This is a genomic window from Pseudomonas sp. FJ2-5-13 (genome assembly GCF_029201605.1).
Taxonomy (GTDB): domain Bacteria; phylum Pseudomonadota; class Gammaproteobacteria; order Pseudomonadales; family Pseudomonadaceae; genus Aquipseudomonas; species Aquipseudomonas lactis.
The window spans coordinates 4,652,993-4,677,742 of the sequence record NZ_CP104045.1 but is presented as its reverse complement, the minus strand read 5'-3'; the positions used below and the strand labels follow the sequence as shown (position 1 = coordinate 4,677,742).

The following is a 24,750-nucleotide window of genomic DNA, read 5'->3' as shown; positions in this document are numbered from 1 at the left end:
CATAATGCGAAAGATTTGCATTTTGTGTAAAGGCTTATACGCGGGAAATATTGAGTATCGAAGTGTAAATTCAAAGGCTCACGGCGTTATTGCGCTCTGACTGCTTCAAATAAGCCGTCAACTCCCGGGCCTGCAGCGGTTTGCTGTAGTGATAACCCTGCCCCTCATGGCACCCCTCGGAGATGACGTAGGCCTCCTGTTCGGCAGTCTCCACCCCTTCGGCAATCACCTGCATGCCCAGGCTTTTGCCCAGTTGGATAATGGCGCGCACGATGGTTGCGTCATCGTCGTCGTCCTGCAGGTCCTGGACGAAGCTCTTGTCGATCTTGATCTTGTCCAGGGGCAGGCTCTTGAGATAACTCAAGGAGGAATAGCCGGTGCCGAAGTCATCAATGGCGATCAGTGCCCCGGAGCGACGCAGACTCAGCAGATGCTGGGCGGCGGTGCTGATGTCTTCCATCAGGCCGGTCTCGGTCACTTCCAGCTCCAGGCTGCGCGGTGGCAGGCGATAGATCTGCATCAGGTTGTTGACCACCCGCGGCAACTCGGTGTGGTGCAGTTGCACGGTGGACAGGTTGACGGCCATGCGCAGCGCCGTGAAACCCTGATCATGCCATTCGCGCAATTGCCGGCACGCCTGGTCCAGCACCCATTCGCCAATGGGAATGATGGTGCCGTTCTGTTCCGCCAGCGGGATAAACAAGTCCGGCGGTACCAGCCCGTGCTCAGGGTGCTGCCAGCGCAGCAGGGCTTCCACGCCCACCACCTGATGGTCGCGGTAGCTGATTTGCGGTTGGTACACCAGGTGCAACTGCTCACGGCTTAGGGCATCGCGCAGGTCTTTCTCCAGTTCACGGCGCCGGCGCATTTCGCTGTCGACGCTGGCGATATAAAACTGGTAACGGTTGCGCGAGCGGCTCTTGGCCAGGGTCATGGTTTGCTCGGCTTTTTGCAGCAACTTCTCGGTGCTGTCGCCATCCTCCGGGAACAGCGTAATGCCAATGGTGGCGCGTAGGCGGATCAGGTCGTGGTCGAGGGCGAATTCAGCCTCCAGGTCATCGAGAATGCTTTGCGCCAGTTCGGCGGCTTCGTAGGGCTGGTCGATATCGGCTTGCACCAGGGCGAACTGGTCACCGCCCAGACGGGCGAGCGTACCCAGGCGGCCGCTGTGGGCGCGCAGACGGTCGGCCAGGGCCAGCAGCAGTTTGTCGCCGGCCTGGTAGGTAAACTGCTCGTTGACGCTCTTGAAGTCATCCAGGCCCACGCACAACACCGCGACACGGCGTTGCCGGCGGCCAGCGTCCGTGAGGATCTTGTCCAGTTGCGCCTGCAACTTCTGGCGGTTCGGCAGGCCGGTCAGGAAGTCGTATTGGGCCATGCGCAACAGGCTCGATTCGGCTTCATGGCGCAGGTGGGTATTGCGCTCGATGGATTCGAGCAATTGGTTGGCGGTGTTTATCCACTGCCCCAGTTCGTTGCGTTCGTGGCCCTTGAGCTGAGGGATCTTGTGCTCGCTGGGGCGGTCCGGGTTGATCGAGGTCAGGTGCTCGATCATCCGCGACAACGGCTTGGTCAGCATCCAGTGATACACCAGGTACAGCACCAGCCCCATGGCCAAGGCGCGCAATACGCCCGAGATAAAGATGATGACCGAACTGACCAGGAAACTTCGGCCATAGGTGGCGGTGTCGAGGGTGATACTCAGGTCGCCGTAATATTCGCTGTAGGGGCCCTTGCCCACCAACGCAGTGGTAAAGGAGCGTTCCTGACCAAGAATCAGGTCGGTCAACCAGCGGCTGGGGGACTGCTGTAAAGGGCGGCTTTTTTCCGCCAGCATGGTCTCGTTGGGGTGGCCGATAGAGGCCATGCGCACAGCGTCGTCCTGGAACAGACCTTCGATCACCTGCATGCCCATCTCGCGATCCAGGCTGTACACGGCCTGGGTCGAGGGGTCGCGAAACATGTCGAGGATGCGCTGGGCATCGCCCGCGACGGCCTGGCGCGTCTTGTAGGCATCAAAAACGATCTGCGCCACGCTCAGCGCCACACCCACGATCAAGGCCGACAGCAGCACAACCCGTAGCAACTTCACCGACAAGCTGTTCTTGAGTTCCAGCTTCAAAGGGGCATTCCTTGTCTCATGCGGGTGGCCGTCAATATGCCATGAGTATTGGCAATCTGGTGATGGCAGTCAAAGGGACATTGGGGCTTGGGATAAATTGAGGGTGTTGCTGAATAAAGGTGCCGCGGTGACAACTTATGGTGGGGCTTTCACAGGCGGGCAAAAGGGCACGACGTGCGCAACAGGCTTGGCAGGGGAGAAGGCGGAGCAGATCCGCCTTCCAGTTCGACGACCTTCTTAATAATTGCACTTACCCTCTGACTGGTGTGCGTCCCCGGCGACCTTTGCGTCCTTGCCGACCGTGTCTACGAGCTTGTTCGCCAAGTCCAGAGCGCCTTTTGCCACATCCAGGCCCTTGTCGAGAAGGCCCGATATCATCGGGATTGCGCCTGCTGCCATCGAAATAGGATCCATCGTCATTCTCCACATTCATTCAGGAGGGTTATTCCTCCTGACGGTTGTGTGGTCAATTGTTACGGTTGAGTTCCGGTATCTCTGGGCTGTCTGTCTGGCGTGCATAAAAAAGCCCGGCGATTGCCGGGCTCAAGTTCAGCGAATGCCCTGAGACGGTACGCCAGTCGATCGCTGGCGATTGATGTCAGTATCAGGCGAGGCCAGTGCCCCTGTTTGTCTCAAGGCGCTGCTTCGCTGAGGGCGGTTTACTTCCGAATACTAGTCCATAACTTGTGCCAGCTACCATTCGGCAACCAAGTACCATTACCGATGAGCGTATTCAAACCGTCCACTTTTTCCATTTCACTCAGCGCCCCGGTATTACTCAATACGCCGGTAACACCAAATAGCAGGGTGTTAAAGTCTTGGAATAGTTCGATGCTCGGTGTTTCCTTGAGGACCCCAGTGTATTGATAAGGCTCTATCAGGCGCAGCTTAGATATAGGATCCATATTCTCCGGCAGCTCGCCAAGGCCGGCTCGCATTATTTTTTGCGCCGGCGAAACAGCTGCCGTGCGTCGAAAGACGTTCTTGCCGACAGTGCGTGTCGTATTCCCCAGGTAGTTGGAAAGTCTTGCAAATCTCTGTGGCATATTCTTGATCAGTGCCGTAGCTCCAGAGGCAATACCGAAGAATAGTGAGGCCCAGGCCAGTCCTTGGGACCATTCCGGATGGCTCTCGGCAATAACTACTGCGGTGACCGCCAATACTGCTGAAGTAAGAGCGGCCAAGGCCGCTGCTACTATCAGCGACGCCGGGGCCGTCATAATTGCGGTGAGCACCCCTATACCGCTAAATATTATGGTGGAAATCACCTTACCACTCTCACCAAGGCTGAGAGGCTCGGGCAGATTGTCTCCCCAAATGTTCCTCAGTGCCCGGCTAACCGAGAAGTGACCGCTGGGGTCATGAAAGTTGATCGGGTCGTTACCGACACAATAGCCGTAGGCGTGTGGGCCACCGATGCCAAATGGGCTGCTGGTGTCTGGGGCGTGGAACTGTCGTATCTGGGGCAGGTAGACGCGTTCGCCCAAGGGGATTTGGCCGTTCGTGGCGTCATCGTATTCTCCTTGGTAGCCCAATAAGGAGTGGGTATCTTCGAAGAAGTGTTCGCCGAACGCGGTATAGGCATGAAACTTTGTGGTTTCAGCCACTGCGTCGTAGGTGACACACACCGTGCCATTAAGGTCTCGCCATTCGTACAGGATCCTGTCCACCCCTGAAATCCTGGTTTGTTGGGCGATGCAACTGGCGCTGCCGGGCTGCAATTGCCGGAAATTGCTGTCATTCTCAATGGCATATTCGCCGTTGAGCTGGCTCTCTCTATAGATGAGCTGACGTTGGTCCGGCCCCTCACCGACTGTCATCAGGCTATCATCGGGGGCGTAGCTGTATAGCTTGCTCCCTATCTGCGTCAAGTGCCCCAACCAGTCATAATGGTATTTTCTGCCTTTTTGATCTTGAGAGATGCGGCCGGCGGCGTCATAGGTCAAAGTGGCCGATTTTGTGTAGTCCGCATGCGTGTTCTCGATCTTTTCCAGGCGAACCCCCATTGAGCTGTCGTAGGTATAGGTCGCGATATTGCGCGCGCCAGCGAAGGTGCTGACACACCGGCTGACATTGCCAAGTGCGTCGTAGGTGAACTCTTCTTTGTCTATGAGTTTTCCTTTCGGGTTTTGTGGCCTCCATACCCCTGTTGTCGTGCATGACTTAAGCCTCCCAGCAGCTGTGTAGGTGAAGCTGCGTGAGCCCAGGACGTCGCTGTCTCCTTTCAACTGAACCTGTTTGAACCGGCCGTCACTATAATAAGATGTCATTATTTTAAGGATGATGGAGGTATTGACGGGGTGAAACTCGCGCATGATTTCACGCTGCTGAGCGTCGTATTCATATTTGAGATCAACGTGTTTCGCTGCGTCGGTCTTAACCTCTAGACGTTCATTCTCTGCGAGCCCTTGGTCATTGTATGTGTAGGAGGTGACGAACTCTTTTTTGCTAAAGGTACGCTGTCCACCTGAGTTGTATAGGAACTTCGTTGTCGCGCCGAATACGTCGGTATCAGTGAGTAAACGCCCTGCGGGCGAGTAACTGCAGGATACTTCTTTGGTTTTGCCAGACTGCGTCTGAGCGTGTTGTTGCGTCACGCGCAGTTGGCTGTCATGGTGGTGTTTCAGAATACGCTCTCCCTCACTGGCGGTGGAGATGTTTTGCCTGGCATGGGCATAGCTGAACGTTTTCTGTTTGCTGCCGTCTTCGTTAGTGATTTTGCTCAGCTTATTGCCCAGTTCCGGGATGTACTCATGTTTGAGGACGTGGCCGTCCGCTGTTTTTGTCGAGGCAGGGACCGTGCTGGCGCCAATATAGGTATAGGTTTCGGTCGCGTCGCCCCGGGTCAAGCTAGTGACGCGGCCCCACGCATCAAACGTACGCTTACCCAGCGAGCGTCTTTGCAGGCCAAGCAGGGAGAAACTGATGTCTATGGTTTCAGGTTCGTTGCTCGGAGAAAGAGCGGGGTAGGTGTAATGGTAGGTGTAGGCAAGGTTTAAAAGGGGTAGCAAGCCTTTATCGTCTTCAACGTGGGCCTCCGTGAGTACGCGTCCGAAAGAATCGCGGGTATAGGTGATGGTGGTGACCCCGAACTCGCCATCGGTTTGCAACTGCTCAAGGAGTCGCTCCTCTGTGTAGGTAGCGGTTTGAGTCTGATAGACCGCGCCATTCTGATCGCGAAACTCAACTTTCTTGATTGTTTCGTCCTCGTTGTAGGTGGTTATCTTTCTATGTTTATCAGTGGGTGTTCCGCTCCACTCTGTGCGTGTCATCGCGATGGGGTCGTAGTGGTTAAAGTCTCGCCGGCCGCTGCTATAGTTTCGCTGCTCGACTTCACCCCAACCATCATAGACCACCTCACTCCACTCACTGAACTGCGTGCCGTCTGCGTGGTAATCATATTGGGTGCTGCGCTTCTCCCTTCCGTAAATGTCGTAGCTGACCTCCTTGAGCAGGCGTTGAGTGCCTGGTTCGGGGTAGTCGTACTCTCTGAGGAGTCGGTCCTGCCCATCGTATACTTCTAAGCGAACCTGCCCGTTAGCTTCAGTGATCATGACTTGGCCTGGGGCAGGGTAGGTATAGGCCGTGATTTGCTTATACGTTGGGCTCTGCGCACATAAGGTGAGGGTCGCTAACCTTCCGAACGCGTCGTAAGTGTACTCGGCCCGATTACCGTCCGTGTCTACCTGGCGTATAAGTCGCCCGCTAAGCACGCTTTGAGTGCTTGAGGAAACGCGCGTCTGGGCGTCGATACGCTCGGTGGTTGTGGTGGTTAGCTCGGTATTGTTTATGCCTCCAAGAGCGTAATTGAAGTTTCTATCGGGTAAGCGGAATACGTCTTCTTCGTCCTGAGTGATTTTTTCTGGTTTTCCCTTTCGAAAGCTGTTCTCTTGGTAATACTTAATGTGTTGCCTGGTGATGCGCTGCTTCAGACGTTTATAGGGCGAAAAGATTTGAGTTAATTGGCTAAGTTTTTGCTCGCTCATGCCATTTATTGGAGCATAAGTGAAATATTTGATGCTCTTATATCCGCGAGGTGAACTCAATGAGATCTGAGTTTCTTTATGGAGTAGAGGAGCTTGGCCATTGATAGGAGGGTCGTAAACATATGTGGTTTTTTTCCCCGGTTGTGTGTTCTCGATCAGGGCGGCATGTTGATTAAATCGATTTTTAATTTCTACCTTTCGGCTCTTGGTGTTGTGGCGGTACGTAATAGTTCGGTCGTTTTTTATAGCGGTTGAGTCAGCAGAAATTGTGTGGCTTGTGGTGATAATGAAAGGTACGTTGCGGCTGGATCTTGTCACGGTTTCCAATAAGATTTCATTGGTGTTGTAGTCGTATTTGTATTCTGTTATCGCTTCGTGAAATTCGGTGGTTATGTAGTAATCAAACCTGTCTGAGCGGTCGTATTCATAACGGTGAACAAATGGTAGGACGCCATTACTAGGGTAGATGTAATGTTCGTTCACACATGGCAGTTTTGTTAATTTCGGATTGTCCGGAAAACTCAAACCATTGTCGTTATACAACAACACTTCGACGAGGCCGTCCCAATTGGTGAATTTGTTCAGTAACCAACCAGCGGTCTCATGGTCCAGATACTCAAGCTTGGTTTGGATATCGTCGGCGAGCACTACGGATGTGAGGGCGTAGTCCTCAATGTTCAGTTGATAACGCAGTTTTTCAGCGGGGTGGGTCGGCCAGTAGGTCATGGTGACGGGGGTTATCGCTGGTTGGTCGGTGTCATTGGCGAGTGTGTATTCTATTTCGATCAGGGGGTCTCCCTCGCCGTCACCGTCGCGAATACTTTGTAATTTTGTCTGGTAATAGGTTTTACCCTCTATGATATGAGGTGTGGCTATCCAGTTAAAATGCAGCTTGTTGTAACCATCGTCGGTCAGCCACTCTGGAAAATAAAATAATGTGTCTTCCAATTTTGATAGGAGCTCTACTCTACCTCCGCGCCGGACCTTTAGTTTTCCATCATTATCCCATTCAGCGTCGATCGTAGGGGTGTTCAAGTTTTTGCCCTTTTTCAGGGACAGTGTTTCTCCACTATGGAGCGTCAGCCTTTCATATTCCTCACTGTAGAGGGTCGGGCTGAATTCCCAGCCGTCGCCCAGGGCGGCTTGGTTGTTGGTCAGAGGGCTATAGAATAGGTTCATTTCGAATACGGGGCCATTGCCTGAGTTACCGATAATTGCAGGCATCTTTATATAAGCTTCAAACAACCCGGTACGGGTGTTCACCATATTGGATTTTTGTGTGGTTGCATTAAAGATTGGCTCGCTTTCGTAGTCGGCCGGGTCTTTGCCCATTGGGTTGTGCGCCATGGTTAATCTCCTTATAACGTGATAGTCCTGACCGTTCAGAACGGGGTATGGAGATATGAGCGTATGGAAAAATCAACCGGTTAGAACCTGTGAGTTCTGACAGTTGTTTATAATGATTGGCTATGGCTTGGGTTGTTTGTAAGTATATGTAGGGAGGTGACTAGGCATAAAAAAACCGAAATCCAAAAAGGACTTCGGTTTTTTGAACGGATCACGGATTATTTGATAATCACTCAAATGACCAGCAGTGCGGCAAGCGTTGCTTAGGCAGTGAAGGTCTTGCCTTCGAACTGCTCAGCCACGAACTTCCAGTTGACCAGATTCCAGAACGCTTCCACATACTTTGGACGCACGTTGCGGTAGTCGATGTAGTAGGCGTGTTCCCAGACGTCGCAGGTCAGCAGCGGGGTGTCGCCGTTGGTCAGCGGGTTGCCGGCGCCGATGGTGCTGGCCAGGGCCAGGGAACCGTCAGCCTTTTTCACCAGCCAGCCCCAACCGGAACCGAAGGTGCCGACCGAAGTCTTGGTGAACTCTTCCTTGAACTTGTCGAACGAGCCGAACGCAGCGTTGATGGCTTCAGCCAGTGCGCCGGTGGGTTGGCCGCCGGCGTTTGGCGCCAGGCAGTTCCAGTAGAAGGTGTGGTTCCAGACTTGAGCGGCGTTGTTGAAGATGCCGCCCGAGGAAGACTTGACGATCTCTTCCAGGGTCTTGCCTTCGAACTCGGTGCCAGGCACCAGGTTGTTCAGGTTCACGACATAGGTGTTGTGGTGCTTGTCGTGGTGGTATTCCAAGGTTTCCTTGGAAATGTGCGGCTGCAGGGCATCGTGTGCGTAGGGCAGCGGCGGCAATTCGAAAGCCATGATGATTCTCCTAATCAGGTCAGTTGCGGTGAGCGCAAGGCCGATCACGGGCGGCCAAACATGCGCCGGGGAGTTTGTACTCTTTGCGGCGCAGGGGTCCGATCATAGCACCGGGGGTGCGGCATAACCACGCAACAACTGTGTGGGATAGAGGTTCCAGCGCGTTTTGGAATATTGCTCAGGCGCTGATCAGTTGATAGGCCACCGAGAACATCATCGCGGCCACCAGCAGGTCCAGCAGGCGCCAGGTGGCCGGGCGTGCCAGCCAGGGTGCCAGCCATGCCGCACCCAGCGCCAGGGTGGCGAACCACAGGAACGAAGCACTGGCCGCACCGGCTACGTAGGCACCCGGTTCGGTTTGTTGCGCGCCCAGGGAGCCGATCAACAGGACCGTGTCCAGGTAGACATGGGGGTTGAGCAAGGTCACCGCCAGGGCGCTCAGCAATACGGCGCGCAATGAGCGCGTCTTGAGGCTGTCGCTTTGGTCCAGGCTCTGTTTCGAGCAGGCCCTGCGCAACGCGCATGCGCCGTACCACAGCAGGAACGCAGCGCCGCCCCAGCGTGCCACCGCCAGCAGTATCGGGCTCTGCGCCAGCACGGTGGCCAGCCCGAATACCCCAGCGGCCACTAGCAGTGCGTCGCAGATCACACACAGCGCCGCCACGGGTAAGTGATGTTCACGGCGCAGGCTTTGCGCGAGTACGAATGCATTTTGGCTGCCGATTGCCATGATCAACCCGAGGGCCACCAGCAAACCGTTCATATAGCTTTGCCACATAGAGGGAGATCCTTGTTGATGCTCAAACGATGCTGGCTATGGTGACGCTTGAGGTTGTATAAGAAAAAACAATATTGCTGATCGCTCATTAGAGAAACTGATGTTCGACTATAAATTGCTTTCCGCCCTGGCGGCGGTGGTGGAACAAGCCGGCTTTGAGCGCGGTGCCCAGGTGTTGGGGCTGTCGCAGTCCGCCATCTCCCAACGCATCAAGCTATTGGAGGCGCGCGTCGGCCAGCCGGTGTTGATACGCGCCTCGCCGCCAACGCCCACCGATATCGGCCGGCGCCTGCTCAACCACGTGCAGCAGGTGCGTTTGCTGGAGCGTGACCTGCAAAGCCAGGTGCCGGCCCTGGACGAGGAGGGCATGCCCGAGCGCCTGCGCATTGCCCTGAATGCCGACAGCCTCGCCACTTGGTGGGCCGAGGCAGTCAGCGACTTCTGCGCCGAACAGCATTTGCTGTTGGACCTGGTGGTCGAAGACCAGACCGTGGGCCTCAAACGCATGCGCGCCGGTGAAGTGGCGGCCTGCATTTGCGCCAGCGAGCGCCCCGTGGCCGGTGCCCGCAGCCTGTTGCTGGGCGCCATGCGTTATCGGGCGCTGGCCAGCCCGGCCTTTCTGGCGCGGCATTTTCCTGGAGGTGTGCGGGCCGACCAATTGGCGCGCACGCCTGCGCTGGTGTTCGGCCCGGATGATTTCCTGCAGCACCGCTACCTGGCGTCCTTGGGCGTGGACGGTGGTTTCGAACACCATCTATGCCCGTCATCCGAAGGCTTTATCCGCCTGACAGAAGCTGGCCTGGGCTGGGGCCTGGTGCCTGAATTACAGGTGCGTGACCAGTTGGAAACCGGCGTATTGGTCGAGTTATTGCCAGATAAGCCCATCGATGTGCCGCTGTACTGGCATCATTGGCGCAGTGGCGGGCAACTGTTGGGCTTGTTGACCGACCATCTGGCCGATGTGTGTGGCCATTGGTTGGTGCCGTTGGAGTGATGGCGCGCGTCAAGGCAACAGCGATGAAAAACGAAAGAACACGGAGTACGACATGAAAATTCTGGTCACCGGCGCAAGCGGCTTCATCGGCGGGCGCTTTGCGCGCTTCGCCCTTGAGCAGGGCCTGGACGTGCGGGTCAACGGGCGGCGCGCCGAGGGTGTGGAGCACCTGGTACGGCGCGGTGCCGAGTTTATCCAGGGTGACTTGAATGACGCCGACCTGGTGCGCGACCTGTGCCGCGATGTCGAAGCCGTGGTGCATTGCGCCGGCGCCGTTGGGCTGTGGGGCAAGTACCAGGACTTCCACCAGAACAATGTGCTGGTCACCGAAAACGTCGTCGAGGCCTGCCTGAAACAGCGCGTCGGGCGCCTGGTGCACCTGTCGTCGCCGTCGATCTACTTTGACGGTCGCGACCATCTGGGGCTCACCGAAGAACAAGTGCCCAAGCGTTTCAAGCATCCCTATGCCGCCACCAAATACCTGGCTGAGCAGAAGGTCTTTGGCGCCCAAGAGTTCGGCCTGCAAGTGATAGCCCTGCGCCCACGGTTTGTTACCGGGGCCGGCGATATGAGCATCTTCCCGCGCCTGCTGAAAATGCAGCGCAAGAACCGCCTGGCGATCGTCGGCGACGGCTTGAACAAAGTCGACTTCACCAGTGTGCACAACCTTAACGAGGCGCTGCTCAGCAGTTTGCTCGCCACCGGCTCGGCGCTGGGCAAGGCCTACAACATCAGCAACGGCGCACCGGTGCCGATCTGGGATGTGGTGAACTACGTGATGCGGCAAATGGAGCTGCCCCAGGTGACCCGTTACCGCTCCTACGGTGTGTCTTACAGCGTGGCGGCCTTGAATGAAGCCTTCTGCGCGATGTGGCCGGGGCGGCCGGAACCGGCATTGTCGCGCCTGGGCATGCAGGTGATGAACAAAGATTTCACCCTCGACATCAGCCGCGCCAGGCATTATCTCGACTACGAGCCCAAGGTCAGCCTGTGGGCCGCGCTCGACGAGTTCTGCAGCTGGTGGAAAGCCCAGGACCCGGGCCGCCAATAAGCTCATAACCAGCAACACTTCGGGAACCCAATTCCAGGTTCCGAGTCGATCCATGCGCCGGGAGTGCGGTTTATACTCCTGCCGCTCGGCTTTGCAGCCAGCCATCTCATTGATTCAGGGTAGATTCATGCGTAACGATGCTAAAGACGACTTCGACAACGTTCCCAGCCTGCGGGCCGATATTGGGGATGACGATGATTTCGTGCCGACCGCCGCGACGTCGGTGCGTTCGCGAACGACGCCCGTGGTCAAGGTCAAGAGCGCCAGCACCGGCCCGTTGTGGGCACTGGTCGGCGCGCTGTTGATCGCCTTCGCGGGCCTGGCCTGGTGGAGCTTCCAGCAGATCTCCCTGATGGGCCAGCAGTTGGTCGCCACCCAGGAGAGTTTTGCCCGCATCAGCGAAGAAGCGGCCGGGCGCCTGCAGGCGATTTCCGGCAAGGTCGTGGCCAGCGAAGCCAATGTGAACAACGGCAGCGAAGCCTTGAAACTACAGATCAAGCAGCTGGAAGCCCAGTTGCAGGAGCAGGGCAAGCAACAGTTGGGCGTCGCGGGGCAGGCCACCGAACTGGACAGCCGCCTGGCGCAGATGAGTGCCAGCACCACCGAACTGACAGCGGCCAACACCAAGCTGCAAGGCCAGGTGCAGGCCCTCACTGACGCGGTCGCCAGCCTTACGGCAGCGCAGGCCGAGGTCAAGGGCCTGACCACCGATGTGGCCGCCTTGAAGAAACAAGGCAACCCAAGCGCGGCCATCGCCCGTCTCGAGCAGGACCTGCTGGTACTCAAGAGCGCCCAGGAAAACCAGCCGGCCAACGTCGACGCACCGACCAACAAGGAATTCGACGTGTTCCGCATCCAGACCACGCGCAATATCACCACCTTGCAAAGCCAGGTGCAGAACTTGAATCAGCGCCTCAATGCGCCGGCTGCGGCCACCCCACTGGGCCAATGACCGCAAATCGCCTTGTGTAGGAGCGAGCTTGCTCGCGAAAAACGTTAACGATCACGCGGGTTTCCTGGATAAGCGTGGCGCTTGTTGGCTTTTCGCGAGCAAGCTCGCTCCTACATTAGGATTAGGGTGTTGATTGTCACCACTTGGTGACATTTACCATCCCTTTCGTTACTTGCCCATCCCACGCCCTTGTTTAGACTCCGGTCATCCCAAAAAAACAATAAGGGCCACCGATGACCACCCATCCACTGCCTGCCAGCAGTTGGCTGAATGCACCTGCCCATCACGCTTGGCTCGCCGCCGAAGGCCAGCGGCTGCTGGCGTTCGCCAAGGCATCGCGCCTGCCGGACGGTTTCGGCAACCTTGACGATAAAGGCCAGTTGCCGGCCAATGCCCGCGCCGAAACCATGAACACCGCGCGCATGACCCACAGCTTTGCCATGGCCCATGCCATGGGGTTGCCGGGTTATGCCGAGTTGGTGGCGCACGGTGTGGCGGCGCTCAGCGGCCCGCTGCGCGACAGCGAGCACGGTGGCTGGTTCGCCGCGCCCCGCGCGGCTGATGGCAACACCGGCAAGGCCGCCTACCTGCACGCCTTCGTGGCCCTCGCGGCCAGCTCTGCCGTGGTGGCCGGCGCGCCGGGTGCACAAACATTAATGAACGACGCCATCCATATCATCGACCAGTTCTTCTGGAGCGAAGAGGAGGGCGTCATGCTCGAATCCTTCGCCCAAGACTGGGGCGGCGTCGAAGCCTATCGTGGCGCCAACAGCAACATGCACGCCACCGAAGCCTTCCTGGCGTTGGCCGATGTCAGCGGTGATACACGCTGGCTGGACCGAGCGCTGCGCATTGTCGAGCGAGTGATCCACACCCACGCCGCCGGCAACCAGTTCATGGTGATCGAGCATTTCGACGCGCAATGGAAGCCCTTGCTCGGTTACAACCAAGACAACCCCGCCGATGGCTTTCGCCCTTACGGCATCACACCCGGGCATGGTTTTGAATGGGCGCGGTTGCTGCTGCACCTGGAAGCTGCACGCCTCAAGGCCAAGCTGGCCACGCCGGACTGGCTGGTGAGCGACGCCAAAGGCCTGTTCGCCAGTGCCTGCGAGTACGCCTGGGCGGTGGATGGTGCGCCGGGCCTTGTCTACACTTTGGATTGGAACCAGCGCCCGGTGGTATGCGAGCGCCTGCACTGGACCCATGCTGAAGCCAGCGCCGCCGCTCAGGCGCTGCTCAAACGTAGCGGCGAGCTGCATTACGAAACCTGGTACCGGCGCTTCTGGGAATTTTGCGAAACCCACTTCATCGACCGGCTCCAGGGCAGTTGGCATCACGAACTCAGCCCGCACAACCAACCCAGCAGTAAAATCTGGGGCGGCAAACCTGACCTGTACCATGCCTGGCAAGCGGTCGTGCTGCCTGCATTGCCCTTGGCACCCAGCCTGGCCAGTGCATTGGGCAGCGGATGCTATGTCACCAAGTGGTGACATTTGTGCGTCCCTTTGTTACCTGCGCCCTGAAAATCCATGTTTAAACTCCGTGCAGCGCAAGCTCTAGACTTGCATGCATAACAACAAAAAAAGGTACTCAGATGAACGCGATTAATCGCCTCGCCGTCGCTATTTCCATTGCCTCGTTGTTCCCCCTCAGTGCATTTGCCGCCGACTCCAAAGGTACGGTGGAAGTGGTGCATTGGTGGACCTCCGGCGGTGAAAAAGCGGCTGTGGATGTCCTGAAGGCCCAAGTTGAGAAAGACGGCTTCACCTGGAAAGACGGTGCTGTAGCAGGCGGCGGTGGCGCCACTGCCATGACCGTGCTCAAAAGCCGCGCGGTCGCCGGCAACCCGCCAGGCGTTGCCCAGATCAAAGGCCCTGACATCCAGGAGTGGGCGTCGACTGGCCTGCTCGACACCGACGTGCTCAAAGACGTCGCCAAAGAAGAAAAATGGGATTCGCTGCTCGACAAGAAAGTCTCCGACACCGTGAAATACGACGGTGACTACGTCGCCGTGCCGGTGAATATCCACCGCGTGAACTGGCTGTGGATCAACCCGGAAGTCTTCAAGAAAGCCGGCATCACCAAGAACCCAACCACCCTCGAAGAATTCTACGCAGCGGGCGACAAGCTCAAGGCTGCAGGCTTCATTGCGCTCGCCCACGGCGGTCAGCCTTGGCAGGACAGCACCGTGTTCGAAGCGGTGGTGCTCTCCGTGATGGGCGCCGATGGCTACAAGAAAGCCCTGGTCGACCTGGATAACGGCGCATTGACTGGCCCGGAAATGGTCAAGGCCCTCACCGAGCTGAAGAAAGTCGCGACCTACATGGACGTCGACGGCAAGGGCCAGGACTGGAACCTGGAAGCGGGCAAGGTCATCAATGGCAAGGCCGGCATGCAGATCATGGGTGACTGGGCCAAGTCCGAATGGACCGCCGCCAAGAAAGTCGCCGGCAAGGATTATGAGTGCGTAGCGTTCCCGGGCACCGACAAAGCCTTCACCTACAACATCGACTCCCTGGCGGTGTTCAAGCAGAAAGACAAAGGCACTGCCGCGGGCCAGCAGGACATCGCCAAAGTGGTGCTGGGTGAAAACTTCCAGAAGGTGTTCAGCATTAACAAGGGCTCGATCCCTGTGCGTAACGACATGCTGACCAAGATGGAATCCTACGGCTTTGATTCTTGCGCCCAGACCGCCGCCAAGGACTTTTTGGCCGACGCCAAGACTGGCGGCCTGCAGCCAAGCATGGCCCACAACATGGCCACGACCCTGGCGGTACAGGGTGCGTTCTTTGATGTCGTGACCAACTTCATCAACGACCCGAAAGCCGACCCGGCCGACACGGCCAAGAAGCTTGGCGCGGCGATCAAGTCGGCCAAGTAACAGCTGTGGAGCGGGCTTATGTGGGAGCGGGCTTGCTCGCGAAAGCGGTGTATCAGACAGCATGTTTGGTGACTGACCTGCTGCATTCGCGAGCAAGCCCGCTCCCACACGAGCCGCGTACCAGACGGTTCTGCTGCTAGTCCTTTTTCCCTGTACTGGATTTTCCCATGAGTTCTGTTGCTGTGTTCAGCAAGGCCTCGCCATTCGATGTGCTGCAGCGCTGGCTCCCTAAACTGGTGCTGGCGCCGAGCATGTTCATCGTGCTGGTGGGCTTTTATGGCTACATCCTGTGGACGTTCGTGCTGTCGTTCACCACCTCGACGTTCCTGCCCAGCTACAAATGGGCGGGCCTGGCGCAGTATCAGCGGCTGTTCGATAACGACCGCTGGTGGGTGGCGAGCAAGAACCTGGCCGTGTTCGGCGGCATGTTCATCGGCATCACCCTGGTGATCGGTGTGCTGCTGGCGATTTTCCTCGACCAGAAAATCCGCCGCGAAGGCTTTATCCGCACCATTTACCTGTACCCGATGGCGCTCTCCATGATCGTCACCGGTACCGCCTGGAAATGGCTGCTCAACCCGGGCATGGGCCTGGACAAACTCCTGCGGGACTGGGGCTGGGAAGGCTTCCGTCTCGACTGGCTGATCGACCCGGACCGCGTGGTCTACTGCCTGGTGATCGCTGCTGTGTGGCAAGCCTCGGGCTTTATCATGGCGATGTTCCTCGCCGGCCTGCGCGGCGTTGATCAGTCGATCATTCGTGCTGCGCAGATCGACGGCGCGAGCTTGCCGCGCATCTACTGGAGCGTGGTGCTGCCCAGCCTGCGTCCGGTGTTCTTCAGTGCGGTGATGATCCTGGCGCACATTGCGATCAAGAGCTTCGACCTGGTGGCGGCAATGACCGCAGGCGGCCCGGGCTACTCGTCCGACCTGCCGGCGATGTTCATGTACTCGTTTACCTTCAGTCGTGGCCAGATGGGCATGGGCTCGGCCAGTGCAATCCTGATGCTCGGTGCGATCCTCGCGATCATCGTGCCGTACCTGTATTCCGAGCTGAGGACCAAGCGCAATGACTAGTCTCGCCGCCAAACCTGCCATCAGCCTGAGCCGCATCGCGATCTACGCGGTGCTGATCCTGGCGGTGCTGCTGTACCTGGTGCCGCTGGTGGTGATGCTGCTCACCAGCTTCAAAACCCCGGAAGACATCAGCACCGGTAACCTGCTGAGCTGGCCCACCGTGGTCAGCGGCATCGGCTGGGTCAAGGCCTGGGCCACCGTGGATGGCTACTTCTGGAACTCGATCAAGATCACCGTTCCTGCTGTGCTGATCTCTACCGCCATCGGCGCCTTGAACGGCTACGTGTTGTCGTTCTGGCGCTTTCGCGGTTCGCAGTTGTTCTTCGGCCTGCTGCTGTTCGGCTGCTTCCTGCCGTTCCAGACCGTGCTGCTGCCCGCGTCGTTCACCCTCGGGAAGATGGGCCTGGCCAGCACCACCACCGGCCTGGTGTTTATCCACGTGGTCTACGGCCTGGCGTTCACCACGCTGTTCTTCCGTAACTACTACGTGAGCATCCCGGATGCGCTGATCAAGGCCGCACGCCTGGACGGAGCGGGGTTCTTCACCATCTTCCGCCGGATCATCCTGCCGATGTCGACGCCGATCATCATGGTCTGCCTGATCTGGCAGTTCACCCAGATCTGGAACGACTTCCTGTTCGGCGTGGTGTTCTCCAGCGGCGACTCCCAGCCCATCACGGTGGCGCTGAACAACCTGGTCAACACCAGCACCGGGGCCAAGGAATATAACGTGGATATGGCGGCGGCGATGATCGCCGGGCTGCCGACCCTGCTGGTCTATGTGATCGCAGGCAAGTATTTCGTGCGCGGCCTCACGGCCGGCGCGGTCAAGGGGTAATCATGGCTACGCTTGAACTTCGCAATGTAAACAAGACCTATGGCGCCGGCCTGCCCGACACCTTGAAGAACATCGAACTGTCGATCAAGGAAGGCGAGTTCCTGATCCTGGTCGGCCCGTCGGGCTGTGGTAAATCCACGCTGATGAACTGCATCGCCGGCCTTGAGACCATCACCGGCGGCGCGATCATGATCGGTGATCAAGACGTGAGCGGCATGAGCCCCAAGGACCGTGACATCGCCATGGTGTTCCAGTCCTACGCGTTGTACCCGACCATGAGCGTGCGCGAGAACATCGAGTTCGGCCTCAAGATCCGCAAGATGCCGCAAGCCGACATCGACGCCGAAGTGGCGCGCGTGGCCAAGCTGCTGCAAATCGAGCACTTGCTCAACCGCAAGCCGGGCCAGTTGTCCGGTGGCCAGCAACAGCGTGTGGCCATGGGCCGTGCCTTGGCGCGTCGGCCGAAGATCTACCTGTTCGACGAACCACTGTCTAACCTTGACGCCAAGCTGCGCGTCGAGATGCGTACCGAAATGAAGCTGATGCACCAGCGTCTGAAAACCACCACCGTCTACGTGACCCACGACCAGATCGAAGCGATGACCCTGGGCGACAAAGTGGCGGTGATGAAGGACGGGATCATCCAGCAATTCGGCACGCCGAAGGAAATTTACAACGACCCTGCCAACCTGTTTGTGGCAAGCTTTATCGGTTCACCACCGATGAACTTCGTTCCCATGCGCCTAAAACGCCAGAACGGTGATCTGGTGGCGGTGCTCGACAGCGGCCAGGCCCGTTGCGAGTTGGCGCTGGGCATGAATGACGCCGGGCTGGAAGACCGCGATGTGATCCTGGGCCTGCGCCCGGAGCAGATCGTGCTGGCAGCGGGCGAGGGTAATGGCTCGTCGAGCATTCGTGCCGAAGTGCAGGTGACTGAGCCGACCGGCCCGGACACCCTGGTGTTTGTGCAGCTCAACGACACCAAGGTCTGCTGCCGTTTGGCGCCGGACGTGGCACCGCAAGTGGGCGAGACCCTGACCTTGCAGTTCGACCCGGCCAAGGTATTGCTGTTTGACGCCAAGACCGGCGAGCGATTGGGCACGGCGGCTTCATTGCCGGCACAGGGGCATGCCGACAATGTGACCCAGTTCAAGGGTCGCTAAAGCATCGTGTAGGAGCGAGCTTGCTCGCGAAGGTCGTTAACGATAACGCGGGCATCCTGGATGAGCGCAGTGACCTTGAGTTTTTCGCGAGCAAGCTCGCTCCTACAGTAATGTGGTTAATGGTTAACTCGTTGTTTTAGCTAAAAAAATGTAACCCGCGTTAGATAAAAACAGTTTAATAACAATAAAGACGAGGATGTAGGGATGAAAAAGCAACACAACAACACCCGGCTGATCTGCCAACTGTCAGCGGCAGCAGCCCTTGTATTGTCCGCCAATGCGATGGCGGCCGATGCATTCAGCGCCGATTCCAAGTGGATGACCGGCGATTGGGGCGGCGAGCGTACCAAGCTGATCGAGCAAGGTATCGACATCAAGGCCGACTACGTGGGCGAGATGGGCTACAACGCCCACGGCGGCTACAACGACGACAAGACCGGTCGTTACTCCGACCAGTTCGGTCTGGGCGTGGCGCTGGACCTGCAAAAACTGTGGGGCTGGGATAACACTCAGGCCAAGATCCAGTTGACCAATCGTAATGGCCAGAACATCTCCAATGACCGCATTGGCGATCCGCGTGCCGGCACCTTGAGTTCCTCGCAAGAAGTGTATGGCCGTGGCCACATGGTGCGCCTGACCCAGTTCTGGATTCAGCACCAGATGTTCGACAACAAGTTGGACGTGAAGCTGGGTTACTTCGGTGAAGGCGAAGACTTCAACACCTTCCCTTGCGACTTCCAGAACCTGTCGTTCTGCGGTTCCCAGGTCGGTAACTACGTCAATACCTGGTACAACTGGCCGGTCGCCCAGGCCGCTATCCGCGTGAAGTACAACATCACGCCTGAGCTGTATGCGCAAATCGGTGCCTACAACCAGAACCCTTCGCAGCTGGAGCACGGCAACGGCTTCAAACTCAGCGGCAGTGGTACCAAGGGCACCGTGATCCCGGTGGAATTGGTCTGGTCGCCGAAGGTTAATAACCTGCCGGGCGAATACCGTGTGGGCTTCTATAAAAGTGCTGCCGATGCTCCGGATGTACGTGAAGACGTCAACGGTAACGATGCGGTCCTCAGCGGCGCCGACTTCCGTACCCGCAGCAGCAAGAAAGGTTACTGGTTCGTTGCGCAACAGCAACTCACCACCCATAACGGCGACGCTTCCCGTGGTCTGAACATCGCCGCCAACGCGACCTTCCATGACAAGGAAACCAACCTGGTCGACAACTACCAGTCGTTGATGCTGGTGTACAAAGGCCCATTCGATGCGCGTCCAAAAGATGACGTCGGCATTGGCGTCGCTCGCCTGCATGTCAACAATGATGTGAAGAAGAACTCTGAGCTGCTCAACGACGCCAGGGGCGTGAGCGACTACGACAATCCGCTGTACACGCCGATTCGTGAGACTGAGTACAACGTCGAACTCAACTACGGTTTCCACGTCACCAACTGGCTGACTGTGCGTCCGAACCTGCAGTACGTTGTCCAGCCTGGCGGCGTGGATAAAGTCGACAACGCGCTGGTTGCGGGCCTGAAAATTCAGTCTACGTTCTAACGCTGTTGCGATAAGCTCCTCTCTCTGTGCGCATTTGCGGGTAGCCATGGCTATCCGCTTTTTTTTGCGTGGCACTGTGATATTCGGGACCTGGGCACATGCACGAGCAACCGCTGCAACGCTTTTTCAAATCCCTGCGCGAGCGTCCGGTGTTCGCCTGGGAGCGCTTTCAGATGCGCGACGTGTTGGTGATCGACCATCCGCTGTGCCAGGCGGTGTTCAGTCGCCAGGGCGCACAACTGTTGCACTTTCAGCCCACCGGCCAGAAGCCCTGGCTGTGGTGCGCAGCCAAGTGGCCGCAGGTCGGCGCCATTCGTGGCGGCGTGCCGGTGTGCTGGCCGTGGTATGGCCGCCACCCCAGCGAAAATGCCTGGCCTTCCCACGGTTGGGCCCGCTTGATCGACTGGAAACTGCTCGACAGCAGCACCGATGACGACGGCGTGCGCCTGCACTGGCAATTGCAACTGTGCGACTGGCAGGTGGACTTGCACGCGCACCTGGGCGACACCCTGGAACTGCGCCTGAGCACCGAGCATCACGACGAGTTGCCGTGCCAGTTGAGCCATGCATTGCACGCTTACTGGCGTATTGGTCACGTTGATGAGGTAGCGCTGTCTGGGCTTGAAGGGGCGCAAGGTTATGACCAGCTCAATCGCCAGGTTTGCCAGCAGGAAGGCGAATTGCGGGTCGATGGTGGATGCCAGCGGGTGTTCCAGCATGAGGGTGAACTGCAGCTCAAGGACCACGCCTGGCAGCGTGAACTGTGCATCGACACGGGCGACACTGCCGACACCGTGGTGTGGCACCCGGGGAGCCGACCGCTGTTGGGCGTGAGCTTTAACGAAGCGTCGGGGTTTGTGTGTGTGGAGGCGGCGATGGCGGCGGCGAGCCTGGCGCCGGGGGAGAGGGCGCATCTGAGTTTGCAGGCGCGGGCGGCAGTTTAGTGGTGTAGCTGATGGCCCCTTCGCGAGCAAGCCCGCTCCCACATTAGACTGAGTTCCACTTATGGAATGCAGTCGAGTGTGGGAGCGGGCTTGCTCGCGAAGAGACTGGAACGGCTGGCATAGAGCCCGACTATTTAGTTGAACTCATCCCCCACCGGATACCGACTGTCATTCAAGCTCTCTTTAATCTTGCGCAAATGCGGCTGGAAATCCACCCCACGACGCAAGGTCATGCCGGTCGCCAGCACATCCAGCACGGTCAACTGAATGATCCGAGAAGTCATCGGCATGTAGATATCGGTGTCTTCCGGCAACGGGATGTTCAGGCTCACCGTACTGGCCTTGGCCAGTGGCGAGTTCTCGGCGGTCACGCCCAGCACCGACGCACCGTTTTCCCGAGCGATACGCGCCACTTCCACCAGCTCGCGGGTACGGCCAGTGTAGGAAATGATCACGAACAACTCGCCGGTGTGCGCCACCGAGGCGATCATGCGTTGCATCAGCACGTCGGCGTGGGCGGTCACTGCCAGGTTGAAGCGGAAGAACTTGTGCAGCGCGTCCATGGCCACGGGAGCCGAAGCGCCCAGGCCAAAGAAGTGGATTTGCCGCGCCTGGATCAACAAGTCCACGGCCTTGCTGATCAGCGCCGGGTCCAGGGCCTGGCAGGCGCTGTCCAGAGAGGCAATGGCGCTGCCAAAGATCTTCTGGGTGTAGGCCTCGGGGTTATCATCGGCCTCTACGGCGCGGCTGACATACGCGGCGCCACTGGCCAGGCTTTGCGCCAACTGCAATTTAAGTTCAGGGTAGCCGCTGACACCGAACGAACGGCAGAAACGGTTGACCGTCGGTTCACTGACCGAGGCGGCCTGGGCGAGGGCGGCGATCGAGAAGCGTGTGGCCTGCTGCGGGTTGAGCAGGATCACTTCAGCGACTTTGCGCTCGGCCTTGTTCAATTCTTCGAGGCGGTTCCGGATCTGTTCCAGAAGATTTCGCACGCGGTCCATTCAGTCTTTCCTTCGGGCGACGATGCAAATAAAAAGGCGGTAACCAATCGATGAGTGGCTTTTCGCGGTGGCCTATCCTACTGAGGGTAGCTGAACACCACCACTCGCAATGCGTATTTCCGGAAAATGTTGTGGTTATTACTACATTTTTCCTTGAGTGATGCCTTGAAAAAAGGTATTTGTAGCTTAACTTGATAAAAGAACAAACATCATGCCTTCGATAACCGTGGAACCCTGCACCTTTGCCCTGTTTGGCGCCTTGGGTGATCTGGCGCTGCGCAAGTTATTTCCTGCCCTTTATCAACTCGATGGCGCCGGGTTGCTGCACGACGACACGCGCATCCTGGCCCTGGCCCGTGAAGCAGGCTCCGAGCAGCAACACCTGGCCCACATCGAAAAAGAATTGCGTAAATACGTCGGCAAAGAGCTCGACGAAGCCGTGGCCCAGCGTTTCCTCGCACGCCTGGCTTATGTGCATGTCGACTTCATGAAAGCCGACGACTACGTCGCCCTGGCCGAAAAAGCCGGCAGCGATCAACGCCTGATTGCCTACTTCGCCACCCCGGCGGCGGTGTACGGCGCGATCTGCGAAAACCTGTCAAAGGTCGGCCTGGCGGAAAATACCCGCGTGGTGCTGGAAAAACCCATCGGTTCGGACTTGGAGTCGTCGCGCAAGGTCAATGACGCCGTGGCGCAGTTTTTCCCGGAAAACCGCACCTACCGCATCGACCACTACCTGGGCAAAGAGACGGTGCAGAACCTGATCGCCCTGCGCTTCGCCAACAGCCTGTTTGAAACCCAGTGGAACCAGAACTACATCTCCCACGTGGAAATCACCGTGGCCGAGCAGGTTGGCATCGAAGGCCGTTGGGGCTATTTCGACAAGGCCGGCCAGCTGCGCGACATGATCCAGAACCACCTGTTGCAACTGCTTTGCCTGATTGCCATGGACCCGCCGGCCGACCTGTCCGCCGACAGCATCCGTGACGAGAAGGTCAAGGTGCTCAAGGCCCTGGCGCCAATCAGCCCCGAGGGCCTCACCACTCAAGTGGTGCGCGGTCAGTACATCGCCGGCTACAGCGCCGGTAAAGCCGTGCCGGGTTACCTGGAAGAAGACAATTCCAACACCCAGAGCGACACCGAGACGTTCGTTGCCCTGCGTGCCGATATCCGTAACTGGCGCTGGGCCGGCGTGCCGTTCTACCTGCGTACTGGCAAGCGCATGCCGCAAAAGCTGTCGCAGATTGTCATCCACTTCAAGGAACCGTCCCACTATATCTTCGCCCCCGAGCAGCGCCTGCAGATCAGCAACAAGCTGATCATCCGCCTGCAGCCGGACGAAGGCATTTCCTTGCGCGTGATGACCAAGGAGCAGGGCCTGGACAAAGGCATGCAACTGCGCAGCGGGCCACTGCAACTGAATTTTTCCGACACCTATCGCAGCGCACGCATCCCTGATGCCTACGAGCGGTTGTTGCTGGAAGTGATGCGCGGCAATCAGAACCTGTTTGTTCGCAAAGATGAAATCGAAGCCGCGTGGAAGTGGTGTGACCAGTTGATCGCCGGGTGGAAAAAATCCGGTGATGCGCCCAAGCCGTATGCGGCGGGGTCCTGGGGGCCGATGAGCTCCATTGCACTGATCACGCGGGATGGGAGGTCGTGGTATGGCGATATCTGAATTGAAACTGCCTCAGGGCGTCACTGCCCATGAGTACCGTACGCCTGCGCTGCTGGCCGATGGCCTGGCCAATGACGTGGCCGAGCAACTGCGCGGGGCCATCAGTGCCCGTGGCGAGGCGACGTTGGTGGTGTCCGGTGGCCGCAGCCCCGTGGCGTTTTTCCAGAACCTGGCCAAGCAGGGCCTGGACTGGTCCAAGGTCACCATCACCCTGGCCGATGAACGCTGGGTGCCGGTCGAACACGCCGACAGCAATGCTGGCCTGTTGAAGCAACACTTGCTGCAAGGTCCGGCGGCCAAGGCGAAGTTCTTGAGCCTGTACAGCCCTGCCGCCAACCTAGAAGACGCTGCCGAGCAGGCCGATCGCCTGCTGGGCGAGTTGCCAGCCATTGATGTGCTGGTGCTGGGCATGGGCGATGACGGTCACACCGCATCGCTGTTCCCCAACAGCCCCAACCTGAGTGAAGCGCTGAAGGCCGACGGTACCCGCCGTTGCTGGCCGATGCTGGCGCCCACTGTGCCGCACCAGCGCCTGACCATGAGTCGTGCGTTGCTGGCCACGGCCGACTACACCGTGCTGTCGATTTCCGGCAGTTCGAAATTGACGACCTTGAGCGCCGCCCTGGCCAGCGACGATGTTGCTGCCATGCCGATTCGCGCGTTTTTGCAACCTACTCTAGAGATTTACTGGTGCCCATGAGCCAAGGATCAGCCGCTATGAAAAGCCCTCAACCGACCGTGTCCATGGCGGATAAAGTTGCCTTGATCGACAGCCTCTGCGCCAAGGCGCGGATCCTGCCGGTGATCACCATCGCCCGCGAGCAGGACATCCTGCCGTTGGCCGACGCCCTGGCAGCCGGCGGTTTGACCGCGCTGGAAGTGACCCTGCGTTCCGAGTTCGGCCTTAAAGCCATTCAGGTCTTGCGCGAGCAGCGCCCTGAGCTGTGCACCGGTGCCGGTACCGTGCTTGATCGTCACATGCTCGAAGCGGCAGAAGTGGCAGGCTCGCAATTTATCGTCACCCCCGGCATCACCCGTGACTTGCTGGAAGCCTCGGTGCACAGCCCGATCCCGCTGCTGCCGGGCATCAGCAATGCCTCCGGCATCATGGAAGGCTACGGCCTGGGTTATCGCCGCTTCAAACTGTTCCCGGCTGAAGTCAGCGGTGGCGTTGCGGCCATCAAGGCCCTTGGCGGCCCGTTCGGCGAAGTCAAATTCTGCCCGACTGGCGGTGTTGGCCCGGCCAATATCAAGAGCTACATGGCGTTGAAGAACGTGATGTGCGTGGGCGGCAGCTGGATGCTGGATCCGGAGTGGGTCAAGAACGGCGACTGGGCGCGTATCCAGGAAGTCACTGCCCAGGCGCTGGCGCTGCTGGACTGAACTGATTTATCGAATCGTTGTTGCTGTGCTTAACGGCATTTTTGCGGCGCACTTGGTCGGTGTGCCGCTTTTTTTTGCCTGATGAAAACCCCAAGCCCACCCTGGATCCAAATGTGGGAGCGGGCTTGCTCGCGAATGC

19 protein-coding genes are annotated in these 24,750 nt (G+C 58.3%); 13 read left to right on the top strand and 6 right to left on the bottom strand.

Features of this window, described 5'->3' with window-relative positions; translation table 11 throughout:
• Window positions 1-70: 70 nt before the first annotated feature.
• The 5 genes from N2A98_RS20685 to N2A98_RS20665 form a co-directional block, all read right to left on the bottom strand.
• Entirely contained in the window at window positions 71-2,122 is a 2,052-nt protein-coding gene (locus N2A98_RS20685) for a bifunctional diguanylate cyclase/phosphodiesterase (RefSeq protein WP_047711652.1), read from the bottom strand.
• Between the two features lie 237 nt (window positions 2,123-2,359).
• Window positions 2,360-2,536: a hypothetical protein gene (locus tag N2A98_RS20680; RefSeq protein WP_153475495.1), complete on the bottom strand. Its 177-nt coding sequence runs from the start codon at window positions 2,534-2,536 to the stop codon at window positions 2,360-2,362.
• Between the two features lie 245 nt (window positions 2,537-2,781).
• Window positions 2,782-7,455 carry an RHS repeat-associated core domain-containing protein gene (locus N2A98_RS20675; protein ID WP_275622579.1) on the bottom strand — a complete coding sequence of 1,558 codons (4,674 nt, stop codon included), beginning with the start codon at window positions 7,453-7,455 and terminating at the stop codon, window positions 2,782-2,784.
• Between the two features lie 263 nt (window positions 7,456-7,718).
• Window positions 7,719-8,315, bottom strand: a complete 597-nt coding sequence (locus tag N2A98_RS20670) for a Fe-Mn family superoxide dismutase (RefSeq protein ID WP_003175739.1) — start codon at window positions 8,313-8,315, stop codon at window positions 7,719-7,721.
• 178 nt (window positions 8,316-8,493) lie between these two features.
• A complete protein-coding gene (locus tag N2A98_RS20665) occupies window positions 8,494-9,093 on the bottom strand; it encodes a LysE/ArgO family amino acid transporter (protein ID WP_032895568.1) in 600 nt (199 codons plus the stop codon).
• A gap of 100 nt (window positions 9,094-9,193) precedes the next feature.
• Between N2A98_RS20665 and N2A98_RS20660 the strand changes: the two genes are divergently transcribed.
• From N2A98_RS20660 to N2A98_RS20615, 10 genes are all read left to right on the top strand, one after another.
• Window positions 9,194-10,087 carry a LysR family transcriptional regulator ArgP gene (locus tag N2A98_RS20660; RefSeq protein ID WP_047711650.1) on the top strand — a complete coding sequence of 298 codons (894 nt, stop codon included), beginning with the start codon at window positions 9,194-9,196 and terminating at the stop codon, window positions 10,085-10,087.
• 52 nt (window positions 10,088-10,139) lie between these two features.
• Window positions 10,140-11,138, top strand: a complete 999-nt coding sequence (locus N2A98_RS20655; RefSeq protein ID WP_044267744.1) for an NAD(P)-dependent oxidoreductase — start codon at window positions 10,140-10,142, stop codon at window positions 11,136-11,138.
• A 127-nt stretch (window positions 11,139-11,265) separates the two neighbouring features.
• The gene (locus N2A98_RS20650; RefSeq protein WP_275622578.1) at window positions 11,266-12,090 is read left to right on the top strand and encodes an ATPase; all 825 of its coding nucleotides are present in this window, start codon (window positions 11,266-11,268) and stop codon (window positions 12,088-12,090) included.
• Window positions 12,091-12,323: 233 nt separating this feature from the next.
• Window positions 12,324-13,583 (top strand): AGE family epimerase/isomerase, encoded by a 1,260-nt coding sequence (locus tag N2A98_RS20645; RefSeq protein WP_275622577.1) that lies wholly within the window; start codon window positions 12,324-12,326, stop codon window positions 13,581-13,583.
• 104 nt (window positions 13,584-13,687) lie between these two features.
• The gene (locus N2A98_RS20640; protein ID WP_003193767.1) at window positions 13,688-14,974 is read left to right on the top strand and encodes an ABC transporter substrate-binding protein; all 1,287 of its coding nucleotides are present in this window, start codon (window positions 13,688-13,690) and stop codon (window positions 14,972-14,974) included.
• Window positions 14,975-15,141: 167 nt separating this feature from the next.
• On the top strand, window positions 15,142-16,050 hold the full coding sequence (locus N2A98_RS20635; protein WP_003193765.1) for a sugar ABC transporter permease: 909 nt from the start codon (window positions 15,142-15,144) through the stop codon (window positions 16,048-16,050).
• The gene (locus N2A98_RS20630) at window positions 16,043-16,888 is read left to right on the top strand and encodes a carbohydrate ABC transporter permease (RefSeq protein WP_003193763.1); all 846 of its coding nucleotides are present in this window, start codon (window positions 16,043-16,045) and stop codon (window positions 16,886-16,888) included. The genes N2A98_RS20635 and N2A98_RS20630 overlap by 8 nt, the downstream gene beginning before the upstream one ends.
• A gap of 2 nt (window positions 16,889-16,890) precedes the next feature.
• Entirely contained in the window at window positions 16,891-18,051 is a 1,161-nt protein-coding gene (gene ugpC / locus N2A98_RS20625) for a sn-glycerol-3-phosphate ABC transporter ATP-binding protein UgpC (protein WP_044267736.1), read from the top strand.
• A gap of 204 nt (window positions 18,052-18,255) precedes the next feature.
• Window positions 18,256-19,602 (top strand): carbohydrate porin, encoded by a 1,347-nt coding sequence (locus tag N2A98_RS20620; protein WP_003193760.1) that lies wholly within the window; start codon window positions 18,256-18,258, stop codon window positions 19,600-19,602.
• 98 nt (window positions 19,603-19,700) lie between these two features.
• On the top strand, window positions 19,701-20,546 hold the full coding sequence (locus N2A98_RS20615) for a D-hexose-6-phosphate mutarotase (RefSeq protein WP_032895574.1): 846 nt from the start codon (window positions 19,701-19,703) through the stop codon (window positions 20,544-20,546).
• 134 nt (window positions 20,547-20,680) lie between these two features.
• On the opposite strand, the gene N2A98_RS20610 is transcribed toward N2A98_RS20615, so the two are convergent.
• Window positions 20,681-21,541 (bottom strand): MurR/RpiR family transcriptional regulator, encoded by an 861-nt coding sequence (locus N2A98_RS20610; protein WP_169856377.1) that lies wholly within the window; start codon window positions 21,539-21,541, stop codon window positions 20,681-20,683.
• A 220-nt stretch (window positions 21,542-21,761) separates the two neighbouring features.
• On the opposite strand from N2A98_RS20610, the gene zwf reads away from it, so the two are divergent.
• The 3 genes from zwf to N2A98_RS20595 are packed head-to-tail and all read left to right on the top strand — an operon-like array spanning window position 21,762 to window position 24,611.
• Window positions 21,762-23,228 (top strand): glucose-6-phosphate dehydrogenase, encoded by a 1,467-nt coding sequence (gene zwf, locus N2A98_RS20605; protein ID WP_044267731.1) that lies wholly within the window; start codon window positions 21,762-21,764, stop codon window positions 23,226-23,228.
• Window positions 23,215-23,928 carry a 6-phosphogluconolactonase gene (gene pgl, locus N2A98_RS20600; RefSeq protein WP_032895576.1) on the top strand — a complete coding sequence of 238 codons (714 nt, stop codon included), beginning with the start codon at window positions 23,215-23,217 and terminating at the stop codon, window positions 23,926-23,928. Before zwf ends, pgl begins: the two co-directional genes overlap by 14 nt.
• A 17-nt stretch (window positions 23,929-23,945) precedes the next feature.
• Complete coding sequence (locus N2A98_RS20595) at window positions 23,946-24,611, top strand: bifunctional 4-hydroxy-2-oxoglutarate aldolase/2-dehydro-3-deoxy-phosphogluconate aldolase (RefSeq protein WP_026067364.1); 666 nt, start codon at window positions 23,946-23,948, stop codon at window positions 24,609-24,611.
• Window positions 24,612-24,750 lie beyond the last annotated feature (139 nt).